Origin of the sequence: Methanobacterium sp. (assembly GCA_016222945.1) — an archaeon.
Classification (GTDB): Archaea; Methanobacteriota; Methanobacteria; order Methanobacteriales; family Methanobacteriaceae; genus Methanobacterium_D.
The window spans coordinates 58,899-77,538 of the sequence record JACRPY010000002.1 but is presented as its reverse complement, the minus strand read 5'-3'; the positions used below and the strand labels follow the sequence as shown (position 1 = coordinate 77,538).

General features: G+C 33.9%; 21 protein-coding genes. 17 read left to right on the top strand and 4 right to left on the bottom strand.

Going from position 1 to position 18,640, the window contains the following annotated elements:
* Positions 1-11 precede the first annotated feature (11 nt).
* Positions 12-1,769 carry an ATP-dependent DNA helicase gene (locus tag HZC47_00395; protein ID MBI5679349.1) on the bottom strand — a complete coding sequence of 586 codons (1,758 nt, stop codon included), beginning with the start codon at positions 1,767-1,769 and terminating at the stop codon, positions 12-14.
* 307 nt (positions 1,770-2,076) lie between these two features.
* Here HZC47_00395 and cobI point away from each other — a divergent pair, with 307 nt between their 5' ends.
* Positions 2,077-2,778: a precorrin-2 C(20)-methyltransferase gene (gene cobI, locus HZC47_00390; GenBank protein ID MBI5679348.1), complete on the top strand. Its 702-nt coding sequence runs from the start codon at positions 2,077-2,079 to the stop codon at positions 2,776-2,778.
* 77 nt (positions 2,779-2,855) lie between these two features.
* Here the strand turns inward: cobI and HZC47_00385 are convergent, their stop codons facing one another.
* A complete protein-coding gene (locus tag HZC47_00385; protein MBI5679347.1) occupies positions 2,856-3,533 on the bottom strand; it encodes an ArsR family transcriptional regulator in 678 nt (225 codons plus the stop codon).
* Between the two features lie 244 nt (positions 3,534-3,777).
* Between HZC47_00385 and HZC47_00380 the strand changes: the two genes are divergently transcribed.
* Together HZC47_00380 and HZC47_00375 are read left to right on the top strand one after the other, a co-directional pair.
* On the top strand, positions 3,778-5,001 hold the full coding sequence (locus HZC47_00380; GenBank protein ID MBI5679346.1) for an FprA family A-type flavoprotein: 1,224 nt from the start codon (positions 3,778-3,780) through the stop codon (positions 4,999-5,001).
* A 44-nt stretch (positions 5,002-5,045) separates the two neighbouring features.
* Positions 5,046-5,462, top strand: a complete 417-nt coding sequence (locus HZC47_00375; protein MBI5679345.1) for a rubrerythrin family protein — start codon at positions 5,046-5,048, stop codon at positions 5,460-5,462.
* A 54-nt stretch (positions 5,463-5,516) separates the two neighbouring features.
* Here HZC47_00375 and HZC47_00370 read toward each other — a convergent pair whose 3' ends face one another.
* Positions 5,517-6,290, bottom strand: coding sequence for an ArsR family transcriptional regulator (locus HZC47_00370; protein MBI5679344.1), 774 nt, complete (start codon positions 6,288-6,290; stop codon positions 5,517-5,519).
* Positions 6,291-6,566: 276 nt separating this feature from the next.
* On the opposite strand from HZC47_00370, the gene hcp reads away from it, so the two are divergent.
* Positions 6,567-7,853, top strand: coding sequence for a hydroxylamine reductase (gene hcp / locus HZC47_00365; protein ID MBI5679343.1), 1,287 nt, complete (start codon positions 6,567-6,569; stop codon positions 7,851-7,853).
* Positions 7,854-7,925: 72 nt separating this feature from the next.
* Positions 7,926-8,534, top strand: coding sequence for a rubredoxin (locus HZC47_00360; protein ID MBI5679342.1), 609 nt, complete (start codon positions 7,926-7,928; stop codon positions 8,532-8,534).
* A gap of 90 nt (positions 8,535-8,624) precedes the next feature.
* On the opposite strand, the gene HZC47_00355 is transcribed toward HZC47_00360, so the two are convergent.
* Positions 8,625-9,986 carry an FAD-dependent oxidoreductase gene (locus tag HZC47_00355; protein ID MBI5679341.1) on the bottom strand — a complete coding sequence of 454 codons (1,362 nt, stop codon included), beginning with the start codon at positions 9,984-9,986 and terminating at the stop codon, positions 8,625-8,627.
* A gap of 424 nt (positions 9,987-10,410) precedes the next feature.
* Here HZC47_00355 and HZC47_00350 point away from each other — a divergent pair, with 424 nt between their 5' ends.
* From HZC47_00350 to HZC47_00295, 12 genes are all read left to right on the top strand, one after another.
* On the top strand, positions 10,411-11,868 hold the full coding sequence (locus HZC47_00350; GenBank protein ID MBI5679340.1) for a hypothetical protein: 1,458 nt from the start codon (positions 10,411-10,413) through the stop codon (positions 11,866-11,868).
* Positions 11,869-11,995: 127 nt separating this feature from the next.
* Positions 11,996-12,751 carry an arsenite methyltransferase gene (gene arsM, locus HZC47_00345; protein ID MBI5679339.1) on the top strand — a complete coding sequence of 252 codons (756 nt, stop codon included), beginning with the start codon at positions 11,996-11,998 and terminating at the stop codon, positions 12,749-12,751.
* Positions 12,752-12,803: 52 nt separating this feature from the next.
* Positions 12,804-13,730 carry an epoxyqueuosine reductase gene (locus tag HZC47_00340; GenBank protein ID MBI5679338.1) on the top strand — a complete coding sequence of 309 codons (927 nt, stop codon included), beginning with the start codon at positions 12,804-12,806 and terminating at the stop codon, positions 13,728-13,730.
* A gap of 71 nt (positions 13,731-13,801) precedes the next feature.
* The gene (locus HZC47_00335) at positions 13,802-13,990 is read left to right on the top strand and encodes a hypothetical protein (GenBank protein MBI5679337.1); all 189 of its coding nucleotides are present in this window, start codon (positions 13,802-13,804) and stop codon (positions 13,988-13,990) included.
* Between the two features lie 17 nt (positions 13,991-14,007).
* On the top strand, positions 14,008-14,358 hold the full coding sequence (locus HZC47_00330; protein MBI5679336.1) for a winged helix-turn-helix transcriptional regulator: 351 nt from the start codon (positions 14,008-14,010) through the stop codon (positions 14,356-14,358).
* 40 nt (positions 14,359-14,398) lie between these two features.
* Positions 14,399-14,773, top strand: coding sequence for a zinc-binding protein (locus tag HZC47_00325; protein ID MBI5679335.1), 375 nt, complete (start codon positions 14,399-14,401; stop codon positions 14,771-14,773).
* 22 nt (positions 14,774-14,795) lie between these two features.
* Positions 14,796-15,224, top strand: coding sequence for an arsenate reductase ArsC (locus HZC47_00320; GenBank protein MBI5679334.1), 429 nt, complete (start codon positions 14,796-14,798; stop codon positions 15,222-15,224).
* 27 nt (positions 15,225-15,251) lie between these two features.
* Positions 15,252-15,908, top strand: coding sequence for a DUF166 domain-containing protein (locus HZC47_00315; GenBank protein ID MBI5679333.1), 657 nt, complete (start codon positions 15,252-15,254; stop codon positions 15,906-15,908).
* 52 nt (positions 15,909-15,960) lie between these two features.
* On the top strand, positions 15,961-17,037 hold the full coding sequence (arsB, locus tag HZC47_00310; GenBank protein ID MBI5679332.1) for an ACR3 family arsenite efflux transporter: 1,077 nt from the start codon (positions 15,961-15,963) through the stop codon (positions 17,035-17,037).
* Positions 17,038-17,183: 146 nt separating this feature from the next.
* On the top strand, positions 17,184-17,555 hold the full coding sequence (locus HZC47_00305; protein MBI5679331.1) for a DsrE family protein: 372 nt from the start codon (positions 17,184-17,186) through the stop codon (positions 17,553-17,555).
* 22 nt (positions 17,556-17,577) lie between these two features.
* Positions 17,578-17,928, top strand: a complete 351-nt coding sequence (locus HZC47_00300; GenBank protein ID MBI5679330.1) for a DsrE family protein — start codon at positions 17,578-17,580, stop codon at positions 17,926-17,928.
* A 58-nt stretch (positions 17,929-17,986) separates the two neighbouring features.
* A complete protein-coding gene (locus HZC47_00295; GenBank protein ID MBI5679329.1) occupies positions 17,987-18,601 on the top strand; it encodes a hypothetical protein in 615 nt (204 codons plus the stop codon).
* Positions 18,602-18,640: the final 39 nt, after the last annotated feature.

Sequence of the window (18,640 nt, the reverse complement as noted above, 5' to 3'; positions counted from 1 at the left end):
TTTTTTTATTTTTAATCCACCAGCCAATCTTCTTCAATAGCTATAGCTTCTTTAAATCCACGTGGAAGAAGTGATTTGTAAAGAGGGCTGTTAAATAACATTTTCACATTTTTATCTAGGATATATGTGGCACAGAAATCATCTTCAGCCCGCATTCCCCGACCATAAGCCTGTATCAATGTCATTATTGTTTTATAGGCATACCATTTGGGATCTTTTGCTTTTCTTTTGTTTATTTGTTTGTCTCCAAGATAGGGGAATGGTATTTTGTAAATTACCTGAAATTGGCATTTTTCATAGGGTAAATCCACTCCTTCACTCATGGATGGGCTTACAAGTACTTTAGGCTCATTTGTTTTTTCAAATTGCATTAATTTTAATTCTCTGTTAATTGGAGTATGGGCCATTAAACGTTGATTTTTTAAATTACCCATTATATACTTTTGACATTTGTAGTTGTGGGTGTGTATAAGTCCTTTTTCACGTTTATGGTGGTCAATTATCTTTTGTAGGATTGGGAGTGTCTTGGGGGCGGTGAATTTAATGGAACGCTTTGACATGTTTCCCACAGGTTTAATGTAAACTGGTCTTCTTGAAGCAGGGAAATTACTTTTAACTTTAATGGAATATGTTGCATCATAGTCTATTCCCAGCCATTTACAGAATAAACGGTGGTCTAAGACTGTTGCACTCATAAAAAGGCAAATATCAGCATGTTTAAACAGCATATCATTTGCATATGTATCAATCTTCAATGGTTTAAATGATACGCCTCCAGGCGTGGGATCCACAACCCAGTTTTCTGATTGCTCTTCCAAATTCTTTAAAAGCTCTCCCAGCCTAAAACGAGTGCTAAATATTCTATCTGCCTTGTTTTTAGGTAGATTTTTGGTTTTAATGTCTTTATAGGCGTTGTAGAGAATTTCAATGAAGATTATCCATTCTTCAGGGTCTTCGTACTGTAACATTTGGGGAGGTATGGTCTTTTTAATGTCTTTTTCAAGCTGCTGGTTGTATAAATTAACTTCTAATCTATGCATCAATTTATTTTCGATATTATGGGCTTCATCAAGAACCATTAGGTTTCTTTTTGCAAAATGTTGCACATAATTCAGTTCAAGGATGGCATAGTCATAGTTCATCAGTGTTATGTTGCTGTTAACTGCATTTGCTTTTTGATCCCAGTAGTTACATCTATCTGGTGATTTAAAGAAATAGGGAGATCCTCCACCATCTTCAAACGCGAAATGGGTTTGATCAGCTTCTTTTTTTGTAACTCCGAATTCGCATGAAAATTTCCGGGATTGAGGGGTTGTTTGGCATATTCCTGTATCACAGTTTGCTTCTAAATCAGCTGATTTACATGAAAAATTTCCTCTTCCTTTTACTAAGGAGTAGTTGAATTCGTTTGCATACTGTGATTGCAGCTGTTTTGTCATGGTAAGGATGTAAGCCGGTTCATAAATCTTTGAAAGTGTTGTAGCTATGGCTGATTTACCTGTACCTGTTCCAGCTTCAAGTAATATATATTTAAATCCATCATCAATAGCATCTTTAATTTTTGAGATTATTTCCAGCTGCCCTTCTCGGGGTTCTTTAAAGGGAAAATTTTCAATTATAGAGTTTGAAACACGGGGATTTTCATTTTTAAGCTTTGAAATATTATTTTTTGAAATTCCGACGGCTTTGTTATTCTTCGCGTTAGTTGTTGAGCAGATGCAACGTTGTTTTATCATTTTACATTCACTGCAAAAAAAGCTATTATCCATAATCATTTATATTTTGATAATGCTATAAATAGATAAACTGCTCAAAAATTCATAGAATTTCGAGTGTTGTTAAAATTTACAATTTTAACGCCCCAAAAGCCACGCATTTGAGGGCTTACAAAACTTCGTTTTGTGCCCCAAAAGCCACGCATTTGAGGGCTTACAAAACTTCGTTTTGTGCCCCAAAAGCCACGCATTTGAGGGCTTACAAAACTTTTTTATTCAAAAGGCTAAACATATTAATTAATCTTAATTAAGTTTTTAAATTCAAATTAAAGGATATAACTAGTATATTTGAGGTAAATTCATGAAAAAAGGTAAATTTATTGGTATTGGTGTGGGACCCGGAGATCCTGATCTTTTAACAGTAAAGGCAGTCAACATGTTAAATGAAGTTGATGTAATATGCGCACCTAAATCAGCGGAATCAAAGCCCAGTTTGGCGTTTTCAATCGTTCAAAATGTTTTAGATAATCGAAGTACTAATTATGAAACTTTAGAACCACTTTTTCCTATGATAGAGGATAAATATGAGCTTCAAATGTATTGGAACGATGCTGCAGAGAGCATAATTGAAAAATTGGATGTGGGTTTGGATGTTGCGTTTATAACTCTTGGAGATCCTACTGTTTTCAGCACATTTTCCTATGTGTTTAAAATTATAAAGGAAAGAGGCTATGAAGTATCTATCATTCCAGGGATTACTTCATTTACAGGCTGTGCAGCAAGCGCTAAACTCCCATTGGCAGAAAAAGATGAGATTATTGTAATTGTGCCTAAAGTAGATGAGAGATTAGAGCAAATATTGGAGCATGGAGATACATTTGTTATAATGAAAACTTCAAGACATTCTGATTTATTAGAAAATACTTTAAATAAGGATAAACGGGATAAAAAAGTTGTATCTGTTCAAAATTGTAGTATGGATGATGAAGTAGTCTTTAATGGATTTTCTAAGAATAAAAAATATCTTTCAACTACAATAGTGAAATTTAATGCAGAAAAATAATGTACTGATTTTAATGGTTATATTTACTTAATTTTAGTAATTAATGGCTTTAAATCTGTAAAAATAATTTAATTTTTTTATTTTTCTTTTATTACAAAGGAGCAGTAATCGTCACCTTTGGCATAGCATTTAACTTCTTCAACATTAACTTTGTGGCCGAAATATTGTGAGAATATGGCTTCAAGCACTCCTGAATCAAATGCACATGCAGATCTACCAATTTGTGGAAGGTCTTCACATTCAAAGCAGTCATAAGCATTTAAAATCAAGGGTTCTTTGTTTTTAACTTCTATTCGGCCTAATTTATTGTTTTCCCAGAATTCGCCTATATTTCCTATGAATTTGTCTATTTCTTCAGCTTGAAGTTCTTTGTAAAATGTTTCTCCAATGTTAATACCTGCATCGTGCAGTAATGGGTCTATATTTATTCCTTCCTTTAAAAGTGCTACTCTAATTGTTCTAAATAATAGGCGGTAAAATTCAAAAGGATTTTTATAATCTGTAATGGTAAATTTTATGTCTGGCGCAGTTTCTTCCAGTTCTTTTTTAGTGGATACGCCACCTAAATGTCTTGATTTTATGTAGAATATTTTTTTTCTGCGATCTTCTTTATCAGGCTTTTCTCCTATTATTCCTTCATCTGTCAATGCTTGAAGATGCTCTGAAATTGTAGATTTTGATTTGCCGGTGTGTTCTACAATTTTATCGAAATTCATTTCATTTTCATTTAAAATTGACACAATTTCTGCTTTCATAGGGCTTTTTATAATGTTTATACCCTCTTTAGTGGAGAATAATTCTATATTGGAGTTTTTTATATTTTTTTTACCCTTTTTTGCCACTTTTAAACCTCAATTACATTTTGCCTTTATATAATATAATTAGTTCGGATATATAAGTACATTCGGTTTATTCCAAACAGAAAGATTTATATATAATTAGTTCGGATATAACCATACATTCGGATGAAACCAAACAATATTTAGTGAGGTAAAAATTATGAAAGCAGAAGCAAGTAAAATTACTGATGGGGTGTATTGGGTAGGAGTATTAGACTGGGATATTCGAACTTACCATGGATACACCTTAAATGGCACTAGTTACAATGCATACCTGGTATTTGGAAATGAAAAGGTAGCATTAGTGGATAATGCATACCATGGAAACTTTCCAGAGTTAATGGCCCGTGTGGAAGATGCTTTTGCCCAGGAAGGCAAGGATGTAAATATTGATGTGATTGTACAAAACCACGTTGAAAAGGACCATAGTGGGCTCTTGGTAGAATTACATAAAAAATTCCCACAAGCGCCTATTTATTGCACGGAAATAGCTGTTGAGGGTCTTTTAAAGCATTTTCCCGCATTGGAAAGAGCAGAATTTATCACTGTGGGCACTGGAGAAGCTTTGGAACTTGGAGGAAAAACCCTGGCATTCTTGGAAGCATTTTTGCTGCACTGGCCAGACAGCATGTTTACCCTGCTTGCAGAAGACGGAATTTTATTCCCAAACGATGCATTTGGTCAGCACCTATGTTTCCCGCAACGATATGATCATGAAATACCAGAATACGTTTTGATGGATGCTACCAAAAAATTCTATGCTAATTTAGTGACTCCTTTATCAAAACTGGTCTTAAAAAAGTTCCAGGAAGTAATTGACCTTGGACTATTGGAGAAAATCAAAATGATTGCTCCTGCTCATGGTCAAATCTGGACGGATCCCATGAAGGTTATTGGTGCCTATAGTGACTGGGCCAGTGGAAACTGCCAGGACAAGATCACAATCGTATATGATACCATGCATTACTCTACTCAGAAAATGGCACATGCCCTAGCAGAAGGTATAATGAGCGAGGGAGTCGATGTTAAAATGTACTACCTCCATGAAGACGAGCGAAGTGAGATTGTAAAGGACATATTAGATAGTAAAGCTATCGCCTTGGGAGCACCTACCATATACGATGAGCCGTTCCCTAGCGTAGGAGACCTGATTTACTACCTTAGAGGATTAAAATTCAACCGAACTGGGTTTGAAAAACTTGCAGTGACATTTGGGTCTATGGGAGGACAAGGTGGAGCACCAGCAACACTGGCCAGAGACCTTAAAGAGTGCGGATTCAATGTAAAAGAAGAATATGAAATATTATACGTACCTAACCAAGATGAACTGGATAAATGCTTCCAAACAGGTAAAAAGCTGGCTCAAGACGTAAAAAACATTTAAAATTAATTGAAATTTAAGATAAAGATATTTAAGGAGGTAAAAATATGGAATTAATAAACGAACATGAAATTGGAGTATGTAAAGGAACTGAATTAGAGAAAGCTGTACAGGCCAACTTCAATGGTGAATGCCAGGAAGTAGGTATGTATCTGGCTATGGCTAGATTGGCTCAAAGAGAAGGATTACCAGAAGTAGCTGAAGTATTGAAGACTATCGCATGGGAAGAAGCGGAACACGCATCCCATTTTGCGGAAATGAACGAAGTTATAAAACCAACACTTAAAGAAAACCTGGAAATGATGATTGAAGGGGAAACAATGGCTAACAATGAAAAGAAAGCTGCTGCAAAGAAAGCAAAAGAATGTGATATTGACCCTGCTCATGATTTCTTTGATGAAAGCTCCAGGGACGAAGCAAGACATGCAAGAATGTTACAGGGGATTTTAGAGAGATACTTTTAAGTAATGTAGTCGCTAACTACTCCTCCTACTCTCTTTTCCCTTTTTAAATTAAATTTATTCCTTTTTTTCAATAACAAAACAGCAGTATTTATCGCCCATAGCATAACATTTAGTTTCATCAACAGTGCGTTGATCATTATAATAACTGGAAAATAAAGCTTTTAGTATCCCTGCATCAAATGCGCAGGCAGGATGTCCTAAGTATGGAAGATGCCTGCATTCATAACATTCAGAAACACTAATTGTAAGAGGTTCCATACTTTTTACTTCAACACTTCCTAAATAGTGGGTTTCCCAAAATTGGGCAATGTTTTGAAGGAATTTATTAATATCAGAGCTATATACTCTTTCATAAAGTGCCTTACCTACTTTAATACCTGCTTCATGTAATATTGGATCAATATTTACTCCCTGACTTATGAGACCTACTCTTATTGTTTTAAACATTAATCTGAAAAATTCAAAGGGATCTCCATCACTTAAAACATAACTGGACACATAATTTTCTATATCATCACCAATCTGTGCTTCTCTGGATACTCCACCTAGATATTCTGCATTAATAAAAAATATTTTTTTCCGTGCATCAGTAGGATCTGGTCGGGAATCTATTATTCCATCTTTTACAAGCTTTTTAAGATGTACAGAAACAGTGGATTTAGCTTTACCAGACATACTCACTATTTGATCAAAGCTTAGTTCGCATTTTCTAAGCATTGATAATATTTTAGATTTTACAGGACTATTTATTGTTTGAACACCTTTTGAAGTAGCAAACAATTCAATTTGCATATTATCAGGAGATTTTTCTTTATCCACACCATTCATCTGAATTCCACATTCTTATTTTTAATTTCAAGCTGTTTTAAGTTTTTATTGTTATAATAATCAAAATTTTTTAGCTTGTATATGAACTTTAAGATCGTTCTTATAGTATAGAACTATGATCACCGTAACTTATAAATACTAATGTTCGTAAATAATAAAACATTCGTATATGAGCGAACGTTAAAAAATGGGAGGAGTTTTATGAAAATATTTGGTAAAAATAAATCAAATTCTGAAGGAAGTGGAAATCCTACACCACAAAAGGAAAAATTAGACATGTTCTGCTACCAATGCTCACAAACAGCAAGAGGAACAGGCTGTACTGTAAGGGGAGTATGTGGAAAGGAACCTACTGTTGCAAGACTTCAAGACAACCTTTTATTTGCAATTAAAGGGATATCAGCCTACCTTTACCATGCAAGAGAATTAGGATATACAGATCCAGAAGTAGATGGATTTTTAGAAAAAGGATTCTACTCTACACTAACCAATGTTAACCAGGATGCAGGAGAATTTGTAAAACTGGCACTTGAAGCCGGTAAAATGAACATAAAAACAATGCAACTTCTAAAGAAAGCCCATATAGAAAAATACGGCGAACCAGAACCAACAGAAGTAACTACTGGGACTAAAAAAGGCCATGCTATTTTAGCTACAGGGCACAGCCTAAAATCATTATATGAACTACTTAAACAGACTGAAGGGACTGGAATAAATGTTTACACTCATTCAGAACTTCTCCCAGCACACGGATACCCTGAATTTAAAAAATTCGACCATCTTGTAGGGCAGCTTGGAGGCCCATGGTTTGATCAAAGAACAACATTTTCAAAATATCCTGTTGCAATTTTAGGAACTTCAAACTGTGTATTAACTCCAAAAGAAGATTATAAAGAAAGAATGTTCACTTCAGGTGTTGCTCAATTACCTGGCGTGCAACACATTGAAAACTATGATTTTACTCCACTAATTGAGAAGGCAAAATCGCTGCCTGAACTTGAAGAAGAACCAGGAGAAAAAGTATTTACAACCGGATTCGGCGCTTCAACAATTCTTTCACTTGCACCAAAGATAAAAGAACTTGTAGAATCTGGAAAAATAAAAAGATTTTTCTTAGTTGGTGGATGCGACTCGCCACTACCTAAAACAGGTTATTACACGGAGTTTGTGAAGAATTTACCTGAAGACACAGTAGTATTGACTTTAGCTTGTGGTAAATACAGATTTAATGATATGGATCTTGGTGACATTGAAGGAATCCCAAGAATAATAGATTTAGGTCAATGTAACGATGCTATAGTGGGTATTGACATAGTAGCTGCACTTTCAGATCTATTCGGCCTTCCAATAAATGATCTCCCTCTGACATTTGTTTTAAGCTGGATGGAACAGAAAGCTGCTGCAATACTCTGGAGCCTACTCGCATTAGACATAAAAGGAATTTATCTTGGTCCAATTATCCCTGCATGGGTTAATGATGACATTTTGAATGTATTGGTTGAAAATTATGATATTAAACCAATAGGAGACCCAAAAGAGGATATAAAAGAGATTATGGGATAAATTTTCCCATTTTTTATTTTTTTTTAATTAAATTTAATTAGTTCGGATAAAACCATACATTAGGTGATAATAATGAAGTATAAATGCGATATTTGCAGTTATGTATATGATACAGCGAAAGGAGACCATGAAAACGGTGTTGAATCAGGTGTTGATTTAAAAGATCTTCCTTCAGGCTGGATTTGCCCTATTTGCGGTATAACAAAAGAGGAATTTTATCCATTGGATGATGAAAAAAGAGCATCTGATGGAGAGTCTCCAATGGCTCTAATGATATTAGCCCTTACCCATGGCTTATGGACTATTTCAGGAAGGGGTTCTTACTCTGTAACTCGTGAAATAGGCCGTGCATTTATTAATGAACTAAAAAATTCAAATGCGGACTTAGTAACTGATGAATCAGCTCTTAAATCTGTAAAAGAATATTTTATTAGCCATAAATTTGCTAAAGATATGGAATATGAAATTAAAGATGATGAAGTGGAGCTTGAAATAAAAAATTGCCGTTTTTTTGGTCTATGCAAACAATTGGAAAGTCAAGGAGTACTAATAACAACATGTCCTTACACAAATACTGCAGCAATGGCTCTAGAAGAAACTACAGGTTATAGATATAGAATCAACAAGGAACAAAAGGGATATGGGCATCATATAACCCTTAGAAAAGTTTCAAAGGTTTAATTTGAAAAATGAATCTGGTTTGCATTGGTATTTAACTTTTTTTATATTTTTAAGGACCAATTTTTTTTATATTGATATTTATCATTTTACTTATTTATTTAATTTATTTAATTTATCACATGCATCTTCAGCAGCTAAAATAATGGGATCTATAACCATAGAAACAGGTGGTGCATATGAAAATTCCATATTAGCAAGTTCCGAGCAGTTTATACCTTTAGCAATAACCAGAGACATGGTATCTACTCTTTCGGCCACTCTTTCCTCGGCAATAATCTGGCAGCCAATAATTTTCCCTTTGAGAGTGACTGTCATTTTTACATCAATTCTTTTTGCTCCAGGATAATAACGGGCCTTGGTTAGTGCTCTGCTTTTACCGGAGATGACTTTAAGTCCGTTTTGCAGTGCTGCAGTCTTGGTTAAACCCACGGCACCAAATTCTAAGTCTCCGATTTTAGAAACCATAGAATTCAATACTGGGTTGAATTCAGCATTTATGCCTGTAATGTTTTTAGCAGCAATCTTTGCCTGCCTCACGGCGGTGCTTCCTAGTGGAGATTGGGTATTGTGACCAGTTATGGCATCATATACTTCTACACAGTCTCCAACAGCATATATGTTAGGTATTGAGGTTTGCATTTTTTCATTTACAAGAATGGCCCATCTACCCAGTTTAGCTCCTGCCATCTTGGCTAATTTTGTTTCAGGCCTCACTCCAGTAGCTAATATCACCATATCCGCTTCTATTTCCTCATCACCAAAAACAGCACCTTCAACTTTTTCTTCTCCAGAAATTTTATCAATTGCTTGTCCTAAAATAACGTTAATTCCTTTTTTTTCAATATATTTTTGAACAATGGAGGCCATTGATGGATCTAAAGATCTTGGAACAATTTGGGGGAGCATTTCTGTGACAGTAACCTCTAATCCAATTTTTTTAAGGCCGTAGGCAATTTCCAGTCCAATTAAACCCGCACCAACAACCACTGCCTTCTGGCTCTTTTTGGCCCATTCGTTTATCATAGAACCGTCTTTAATGGTTCTGATCTTGAAAACACCTTCTAATTCTGCTCCTTCTACTGGGGGAATAAATGGCGCTCCACCAGTGGCTATTATCAAATAATCATAAGATAATTCATTTTCAATCCCAGAAGATTCCTCGTGATTGTCAATTAATTTGTATTTAATTTTATTAGTCTCGCTTGAAACTTCAAATACTTCTGCTCGGGTTATTACTGTTATTTCCCTTTCCAGATAATCTTCTGGCTCATGCATAATGATATCATCAAAGCATCCCACGTCCCCTGATAAAACGTAGGGTATGGCACAGGGGGAGTATGCAATATGCTCATCACGAGTTATTACAGTTATTTCCGCGTCTTCATCATATTTTCTAATGTTTGAAGCTGTGGAAAGGCCACCAGCCCCTCCTCCGATTATAACTATTTTCATTTTATTTTTTTCTCCTTTTGGAATAAATCTATGGGTTTTTTTAATTTGGTTAATCTATATATAATTTCGTTTGGGAAACTTAATTTAAATCAAAATATTATATTACAAAAATTTCTATTTAAGCTTGATTTTGATTTATTGATTCTTATTTAGTTCTATAAAACGTTTTAGCAAGTTATTTATTTCAATGTTAATATTATTCTTTGGAATATTCACTGCTTTTTGCATATTTTAGATAATTTTTTATATAAGTTGCTAATAACATCTTAAAATAGAGAACAACGATAATTATCATTGATTAGTCAATTATAACTACTTATTCGCACTAATTAGTTTTTTGATGTGTACATTTTACATTTAAATTATAATTATCTATTAATAATGTTAAAAGGGAGGTGAAAATATTATAGAACAAATAAAAAGAATGAAAATTAATATTCCATTAATATTATTAACATTAACTGTAGCGTTTGCTGTTAATGTCGTTTCAGCAGCTCCTGGCGATATGATATATGTTAATGATTCTTCTGGAAACGATTTTAATGATGGATTTTCGTGGGAATTTGCTAAAAAGACTATTAAAAGTGCTACAGGGTCAGTAAATTCGAATGGAACGGTGAATATTGCCAAGGGATATTATAAAGGAGTAGGCAATAATAACATTATTATTCATAAGAATATGACCATTAATGGTGAAAGTAAGGAAGGAACAATAATTGATGGGACTAATAATGCCCGAATATTTATTATAAACGATGTAAATGTTATTATTTATAATTTAACGATTATTAATGGAAATGCAACTGATAGTAGGGGTGGAGCTATTTATAATGATGGGTTTATAACTCTAAAAGAGTGTAATTTCATAAGTAATAGTGCATATCTCAGTGGTGGTGCTATATTTAATAATGGTGTTTGTATTGTTGATGATGGCCTATTTGCAAACAATAGTGTTGTAATAAATTGCGGATCTGCTATATTTAATAAAGGCACTTGCATAGTTAATGGCAGCATCTTCATTAATAACACTTCAACTGTGAGTGGCGGAGCTATCACTAATGATTATGCTAATTGTACCGTTACTGGAAGCATTTTCACAGGTAACAGGGCAAGTTATGGGGGAGCTATCTACAATTACTATGGTAACTGTACTCTAAGTAGCAGTACATTTACTAATAATAAAGCTTCAATAGATGGGGGTGCGTTTGGTAATCGTCATGGTAATTCTGCCATTACTGGTTGCAATTTTGAAAATAATACTGCAGCTAATGGCGGTGCTATAAGCAATTATTTTGGTAATTCTATCTTATGTTACAGCAGAATTATTGGGAATAATGCAGCACAAGGTAGTGCAATTTTTAGTTCTAATGGCCAAGTAGATGCTCGATATAACTGGTGGGGATTAAACAGTGGTCCTGCAATAGAAAAACTTGTAGGCGAAATTAATTATTACCCATGGCTGGTTTTAAGCATTAAAACAAATCCCAGTTCAATACGGGAGGGTAAAACAGCTACAATAACTGCAGATGTCTATAATGATTGTGCTGGCGGTGATCATAGTAATGATTGGCCTCTATTTTTCAGTGATGTTTCAGTGAAATTTACCACAAACCGGGGTCAAATTGGAAGCAAAGAAATCAGTGTTGTAATGAGTTTTGGAAAAGCAATTGCCACATTGAGAGCGTCATCAGGAGCAGGATTATACATTTTAACGGTTACATTGGATGGTCAAAGAGTGGATAAAAGTTTAAATGTTAGTCAAGCAAAGTTATATGCATTAAATCATACAATAAAAATGCAAAAAACTGGATTACCAATAAATTATCTAATATTTGCCCTATTTATGGTTATAAGTGGATTTTTATTGCCAAAAAGAAAATAATTCTTTTTTCTATTCTATTTTTAAAATACTAACTGATCAAATAGTTTATATACTACTTCAAACACCCTTAATTATATCGATAGATTTGGATATATAGAATTAATTAAATTTCAAAAGGGGCAATACAATGAGAGAAAAAGAAATTAAAGAACATGTAAAAAACCGATACTCAAAAATAGCCGTGGGAGAAGAATCTTCTTGTTCATGCTGCTCTGGAGCGGATTTAACACTGGAACAAGCCAAAAAAGCAGGTTATTCCCTGGAAGAACTGAAAAGTATTCCTGAGGAAGCAGTCTTTGGCCTGGGATGTGGTAACCCCACAGCACTGGCTGAAATAAAAGAAGGTGAATCAGTCCTTGATTTAGGATCCGGCGGAGGGATAGATGTATTCCTGGCAGCAAATAAGGTTGGAGATAAAGGAAAGGTCATTGGAGTGGACATGACTGAAGAAATGATTGAAACAGCCCAAAAAAACGCACACGAAGGTAAATATGAAAATGTGGAGTTTAAACTCGGTGAAATAGAGAATCTACCAGTGGATGATGATTCTGTCGATGTTATTATAAGTAACTGTGTCATTAATCTTACACCTGATAAATTAGCTGCTTATAAAGAAGGATTCAGGGTTTTAAAGCCCGGGGGACGAATTTTAGTTTCAGATATAGTAACTGAAGGAGAAATTCCACAAGAAATTAAACGTAGCTTCCAAGCATGGTCAGAGTGCATTGCAGGGGCAATGGAAAAACAGTCGTATCTTGACACAATAAAAAAAGCAGGATTCATCGATATTGAAATTGTTGAACAGCACTACTTTACAGAACCCGGCATGGACGAGCGATTAGTGGGTAAAATCACCAGTATTCAAGTTAAGGCAAGTAAATAGGATATATAAAGGAATTTAAAACTAAAAATTTATTATTAAAGAGGTAAAAACTATGGAAAATAACAAAAGCGGATGCGGATGCGAAGATATGGAATACACTGACGAATCAGTTGAAGATAAAAAAAATATGCCTCAAAAAGAGGAATGTGGATGTGGAGAAACAGAAGATAGCACGGATTTAGAAGGAGATACAGGATGTGGCTGTGGCAGTGTAGGAGAATTCCCGGATATATCACTTGTAAAGAATCCTGATAAGCCTGAAAATATAGCTGACGATGATTTCTTTGAAGATTTTGAGAAATTTGTCCATTCCACAGGCATAGTAAGTATTGGATATACACAAATTACTCCGGAATTAATAAATAAAGAAAAACCTCTTTATTCCAATGCCATTGTTTTAACTATGGAGATGGGTAAAGATATTATCGAAACTGATCCCGGTACAGAAGCCAAACAACTAAACGACGCAACTTATGCAAAGCTGGGCTATATAACTTATGCAATATCTGATTTTATTAGAGCAAAGGGTTATGCTACCCAGATTGCTCACCCCTATGGTAATATGGTAGGTTTTTCACTACTTGGTCAAAAGGCAGGTTTAGGTTGGATAGGACAAAATGGTCTTTTAATAACTCCTGAATTAGGTCCTAGAATAAAAATCTCTGCTATATTCACCAATATAGAAAATTTACCACAAAAAGAACATAACGAACACTCATGGATACCAGATTACTGCGATAAATGTGGTAAATGTATCAAAGCATGCCCTGAAAAAGCACTGATTGAAAAAGAAACTTGTTGTGGCGGTAAAGAAACCGAATTTATACAAAAACGGTGTATAGGTTGCAGTCAAGGATGTACATATTGTATAGAAGAATGTCCATTTGATAAAAAAGGATATGAGCACGTTAAAAATAAATTTGATAAAATGAATACTAAATTAATGGAAAAAAATAAAAATAAGTGCTGTTCAGAGTAATTAGCTATGTGCGACATGATGAATTAAAGAGTACATTAAAAAAAATTAAACTCCTAAAATAAGATGATTAGATGGTTGAAAAAGAAAATAAAGGGATAAAAATGAAAAATACCCACAGCAGAGGCGCAATTTCATGTAAGTGGGGAATAGCAGTACAAAAGCAGTCTCATCTTAAAGAAGCCATATGTGAAAAGTGTGATAAGGTGTTTAAAACAGATAAAGATGAATATATTTGTCCTGATTGTCAAAATAAAAGTTGAAAATTTAAGGTGATTATGTGAAGACATGTCAAATAAACGGAAAAGATGAGCCATGCAGTGAACAAATGGAGAATTTAGAAAAGTTATTGTCAAAAATTCCTTCTGATAATGATATTGAAGATAAATCTGAAAATATCAAGGCTCTTTCTGATCCTACTCGCCTTAAAATTCTCTATATTTTACAGGGCGGCGAGTTATGTGTATGTGAAATAATAATGGCACTAAATAAACCTCAATCTACCATATCTCATCATTTAAATGTTTTAAAAAAGGCAGGATTTATTCAAGGTCGTAAAGAAGGACTTTGGATTCATTACAAACTCTCAAATAATAATCTGTTAGAATATATTGAAAATTTAGAGATATAACTTCAAATATTGGTTATTATGATATAAAAGGAGTCAAAAAATGGAAAAAGATAAAATTGCACTGTGTCCCTGCAATGGAATGAGCCCATATGGCTTAATTGCACGGGCATCATGTTCAGACACAGTAGAAGAATCTTCAAACATCATATCTATTTGTATAACTGCTACTTCGGCAGATAAAGAAGGTTTCAAAGATATGATAAAAAAATATCCCATAATTGCAGTTAATGGCTGTGAACACCAGTGTGTGAATAAAATAATGGAAAATAAAGGAGTTAAAGTAGCTAAAAGCATGAATGTAATGACTCCTCTTCAAGAAAAGAATATGCAGCCGGGAGATGTAGCTCGACTGGGAGAATCTGGCGAAGAATGCGTTTTAGAAATTAAAAAGAAGATCAATGAAATGACAGATTAATCATTTATAATCAGGGGATTAAATGACTTTTAATAAGAAAAAAATCATTTTCATCTGCAAAAATAATTCTGGAAGATCACAAATGGCTGAAAGCATATTTAAACAAGCTTATGGGGAATATTATGAAGTTTATAGTGCAGGGTCTGATCCTAAAGAAATCAATCCTCTTACAATAAAAGTTTTAGAAGAAATAGGGATTGATACATCTTTAAACCGATCCAAAAGCCTGAAGGAATTCCAGGAATATGAATTTGACTATGTAGTATCGTTATGTGGAGATGAAGAAGGTTCATGCCCTACGTTTTTAAAGGGTAAAAAACACATTTATCACGGATTTAATGATCCCAAATCATTTGGCGGCGATAAAAAAGCAAAATTAAAGTTATTTAGGGCTATACGGGATGAAATTAATGATTGGATACGAAATTCGTTAGTAGATGAAATTAAATAATTCAAATAGGGCGTAGGAGATAAAAATATGTTAAAAATTGTAATCGTAACAGATGGTCCTTATGGGGAACGTGCATATGACCACATAAGCAAAGAATTCGATACAGAGTTTATAGAGCTTGAACAGCCGACTTCCATGTTTGCCGATGATATTGAAATCCCGGAAGATGCCCTTAAAGAAATTCGAGGTGCAGACATACTGATAACCTATACACTACACCCCGATCTCACCCTTGATCTTGTTGAACTGCTTCATGATAAGGTAAAATGGATAATAGTGGCTGCATGGAGGGGAGATGGCTTTAAAAATCAGGTGGAACGATTTGGAAATGTTACATGTCCTGAAAACATGTGTGATCTTCAAGAAAATGGAAATCCAGTATTTGATGAATTTGTATCTAAATTTGGAAGGCCAATTGTCAAAGTAAATTGCCAGGGAGATAAAATAGTGGATATAGAAGTTTTAAGGTCCTCCCCATGTGGATCAACATTTTTTGTGGCTGAAGAAATGATTGGACAAGACTTAGAAGATTTACCAATTAAAGCAGGTCTTAAACTGCAACATTATCCTTGTAGAGCTCCAAAAATGAGATTATTCGCTGATGACGAGTGTAAAAAGGAAATGGCAGCTAATTTTCATAAAGAAGCATTCGAAAATGCAATAAAAAAGAAAAAAGAGAATTAATTGTTTGTATTTTTCTCGTTCATTGATTATTTTAGCAAAAAGAGGTTTATTTATGTCAAAAAGTAATCCTGGTGATGTTAAAGGGCGAACATACGATGCTAAAGGGCTTAGTTTCCTTGATAAATATTTAACACTATGGATTTTCCTGGCAATGGTTATTGGAGTGTCTTTAGGTTATTTTATTCCTGGCGTGGAATCATTTATCAATCAGTTTCAAGTTGGAACAACAAGTATACCTATTGCCATTGGCCTAATTTTGATGATGTACCCGCCTCTTGCTAAGGTTAAATATGAAGAATTAGGGGATGTATTTAGAGATTGGAAGATATTAGGGCTGGCACTTTTCCAGAACTGGATAATTGCACCAATATTAATGTTTATTTTGGCAATAGTTTTCCTTAGGGGATATCCAGAATATATGGTGGGTTTAATTTTAATTGGAATAGCTCCTTGTATTGCAATGGTGATCGTGTGGAATGAACTTGCAAAAGGTGATACTGAATATGCTGCAGGTCTTGTAGCTTTTAATAGCGTATTTCAGGTACTTTTCTACAGTGTTTATGCTTATGTATTTATTACAGTCCTGCCACCATTATTGGGATTAGAAGGAAGTATTGTAAATGTCAGCATATTGCAAATAGCTCAAAGTGTATTTATATATTTAGGTATTCCCTTTTTAGCAGGAATGCTTACAAGATTTGTTTTAATAAAAAATAAAGGTAAAGAATGGTATCAAAACCAATTTATTCCTAAAATTAGCCCCATTACATTAATAGCATTACTATTTACAATTGTAGTGATGTTCAGCCTCAAAGGAAATTTTATAATTCAAATCCCGCTGGATGTTGTACGTATTGCAATTCCGCTCCTTTTTTACTTTGTAATAATGTTTTTTATAACATTTTATCTAGGATATAAAATAGGGGCAGATTATTCAAAAACTGCAACAATATCCTTTACAGCTGCAAGTAACAATTTTGAACTGGCAATAGCAGTTGCTGTTGCAATTTTTGGAATAGGTTCAGGGGTCGCGTTTGCAGCAGTTATAGGGCCATTAATTGAGGTCCCAGTGCTTATAGGTCTTGTTAATGTTGCATTGATTTTCCAAAGACGTTATTTTAAAAATTAGTTTAAATTGAGTCATCTTTAAAATACTTTAACTCCTTTTTTTTAATTGAATTTATGAATTATTTTGCAATAATTTAATATGAGCTTTTATATTCTTCATTATTATTCATGGACAATTATTTATTTTAAAAGAGATTATATTAAATCATGGAAGAAAGCACCAAAACATTGACCATAATATTAACAGAAGGCCCGTACCGCTCCCAATATGCAGATATGGCCCATGAAATTGCTAAAAGTGCTTTAAATAATAAATATAATGTTAACATGTTTTTATACATGGATGCAACCCATATACCACGTAAAGGACAGAATCCACACTCATTTCCTAATGTATTAGAAAAATATAAGGCCCTGGTGGAAATGGGCGCAGATATAAGGGCCTGTGTAAGGTGTGCAACAGCAAGAGGTTATGCATGTGATGCTAAATTCCCATATATACAGGGAATAACTATAACCACTGTTTATGACATTCCTGAATGGATTAAAACGAGTGATAAAGTTATAAGTTTAGGATAAATCTAAAAAAAAGCTGATAATCATGAATTCAGTTTTGATAATAATAAACAAAGCTCCATATGGATATGAAGATGCTTTTAGCGGATTTTTTGTAGAAATAGCTTGTTTAAACAGGCAGCTAGTAGCGGATGTTGTTTTAATTGAAGATGGAGTATATGCGGCCATTGATAATCAAAATTCAGAAGGACTTAAATTTCCAGGTGTTGGAGAACTAACCTATCTAATATTCCCTGAAGGGAATATATTTGTTTATAATAATTCCCTTAAAGAAAGAGGTATTCATAAAGAAGATTTAATGGAAACTATTGAAATAATCGATGATAATGAGCTTTATGAATTATCTAAGTCTAAAGAAGTGGTTATAAAAATTTAGAAAGCTTAATTTGATATTTAATGGTTTATAAAGGTTATGGTGGTTGGGGGAATAAATAATGGAAATGGAAGAATTGGAATATGACTTATTTGAGGATGGAGTACTGGTAAAAAAAGTTGTAATTAAAAATATAAAGCCATGTATAATATCTGAAGGGCAGATAAGTGTATTAATGGAGCTTGACAGTGAACTTCATCATGTTTTACCTCTTCTTATGGCGAAATTCCCTCCAGGAAAGGTGAATTATCTTGAAAAGAAAAATGTTATAACTCTTTCTATCTACGAGCGACTTATAACGATTTATCCCTCTGGAAAAGTCAGTATGAACAAAACCAACACCAAAGAGGAATCTATTGAAATAATCAAAGAAATAACAGCCATAATAAACGAAACACATGTAGAACATAAAGAGGGAAAATCAGTAGATTATAGGTTAATAAAGGAAAAATTGTCTAAAATAGGTCCTCTTTCAATTTATAGCTGCCTGCCTCAAACTGACTGTGAAGAATGTGGGGAAAAAACATGCATGGCATTTGCAATGAAACTACTTTCAGGAGAGTGTAAACTCAATGAATGCATGCTTTTACATGAAATGGGATATATGAATAATGTAAAATGCCTTAAATCTACAGTAGGAATCCAAATAATGGAAATACTCGGCTGGAAATCATAATCAATGAAAAAAAGATAATTTTTATAAATAGACACTCAA

Coding starts and splice junctions, on each gene's coding strand:
- HZC47_00295 (MBI5679329.1), top strand. CDS start 17,987: ATGGAAATGGAAGAATTGGAATATGACTTATTTGAGGATGGAGTACTG.
- hcp (MBI5679343.1), top strand. CDS start 6,567: ATGTTCTGCTACCAATGCTCACAAACAGCAAGAGGAACAGGCTGTACT.
- HZC47_00335 (MBI5679337.1), top strand. CDS start 13,802: ATGGTTGAAAAAGAAAATAAAGGGATAAAAATGAAAAATACCCACAGC.
- HZC47_00370 (MBI5679344.1), bottom strand. CDS start 6,290: ATGAATGGTGTGGATAAAGAAAAATCTCCTGATAATATGCAAATTGAA.
- HZC47_00385 (MBI5679347.1), bottom strand. CDS start 3,533: ATGAAAGCAGAAATTGTGTCAATTTTAAATGAAAATGAAATGAATTTC.
- HZC47_00355 (MBI5679341.1), bottom strand. CDS start 9,986: ATGAAAATAGTTATAATCGGAGGAGGGGCTGGTGGCCTTTCCACAGCT.
- cobI (MBI5679348.1), top strand. CDS start 2,077: ATGAAAAAAGGTAAATTTATTGGTATTGGTGTGGGACCCGGAGATCCT.
- HZC47_00320 (MBI5679334.1), top strand. CDS start 14,796: ATGACTTTTAATAAGAAAAAAATCATTTTCATCTGCAAAAATAATTCT.
- arsM (MBI5679339.1), top strand. CDS start 11,996: ATGAGAGAAAAAGAAATTAAAGAACATGTAAAAAACCGATACTCAAAA.
- HZC47_00360 (MBI5679342.1), top strand. CDS start 7,926: ATGAAGTATAAATGCGATATTTGCAGTTATGTATATGATACAGCGAAA.
- HZC47_00340 (MBI5679338.1), top strand. CDS start 12,804: ATGGAAAATAACAAAAGCGGATGCGGATGCGAAGATATGGAATACACT.
- HZC47_00375 (MBI5679345.1), top strand. CDS start 5,046: ATGGAATTAATAAACGAACATGAAATTGGAGTATGTAAAGGAACTGAA.
- HZC47_00350 (MBI5679340.1), top strand. CDS start 10,411: ATGAAAATTAATATTCCATTAATATTATTAACATTAACTGTAGCGTTT.
- HZC47_00395 (MBI5679349.1), bottom strand. CDS start 1,769: ATGGATAATAGCTTTTTTTGCAGTGAATGTAAAATGATAAAACAACGT.
- HZC47_00315 (MBI5679333.1), top strand. CDS start 15,252: ATGTTAAAAATTGTAATCGTAACAGATGGTCCTTATGGGGAACGTGCA.
- arsB (MBI5679332.1), top strand. CDS start 15,961: ATGTCAAAAAGTAATCCTGGTGATGTTAAAGGGCGAACATACGATGCT.
- HZC47_00300 (MBI5679330.1), top strand. CDS start 17,578: ATGAATTCAGTTTTGATAATAATAAACAAAGCTCCATATGGATATGAA.
- HZC47_00380 (MBI5679346.1), top strand. CDS start 3,778: ATGAAAGCAGAAGCAAGTAAAATTACTGATGGGGTGTATTGGGTAGGA.
- HZC47_00325 (MBI5679335.1), top strand. CDS start 14,399: ATGGAAAAAGATAAAATTGCACTGTGTCCCTGCAATGGAATGAGCCCA.
- HZC47_00305 (MBI5679331.1), top strand. CDS start 17,184: ATGGAAGAAAGCACCAAAACATTGACCATAATATTAACAGAAGGCCCG.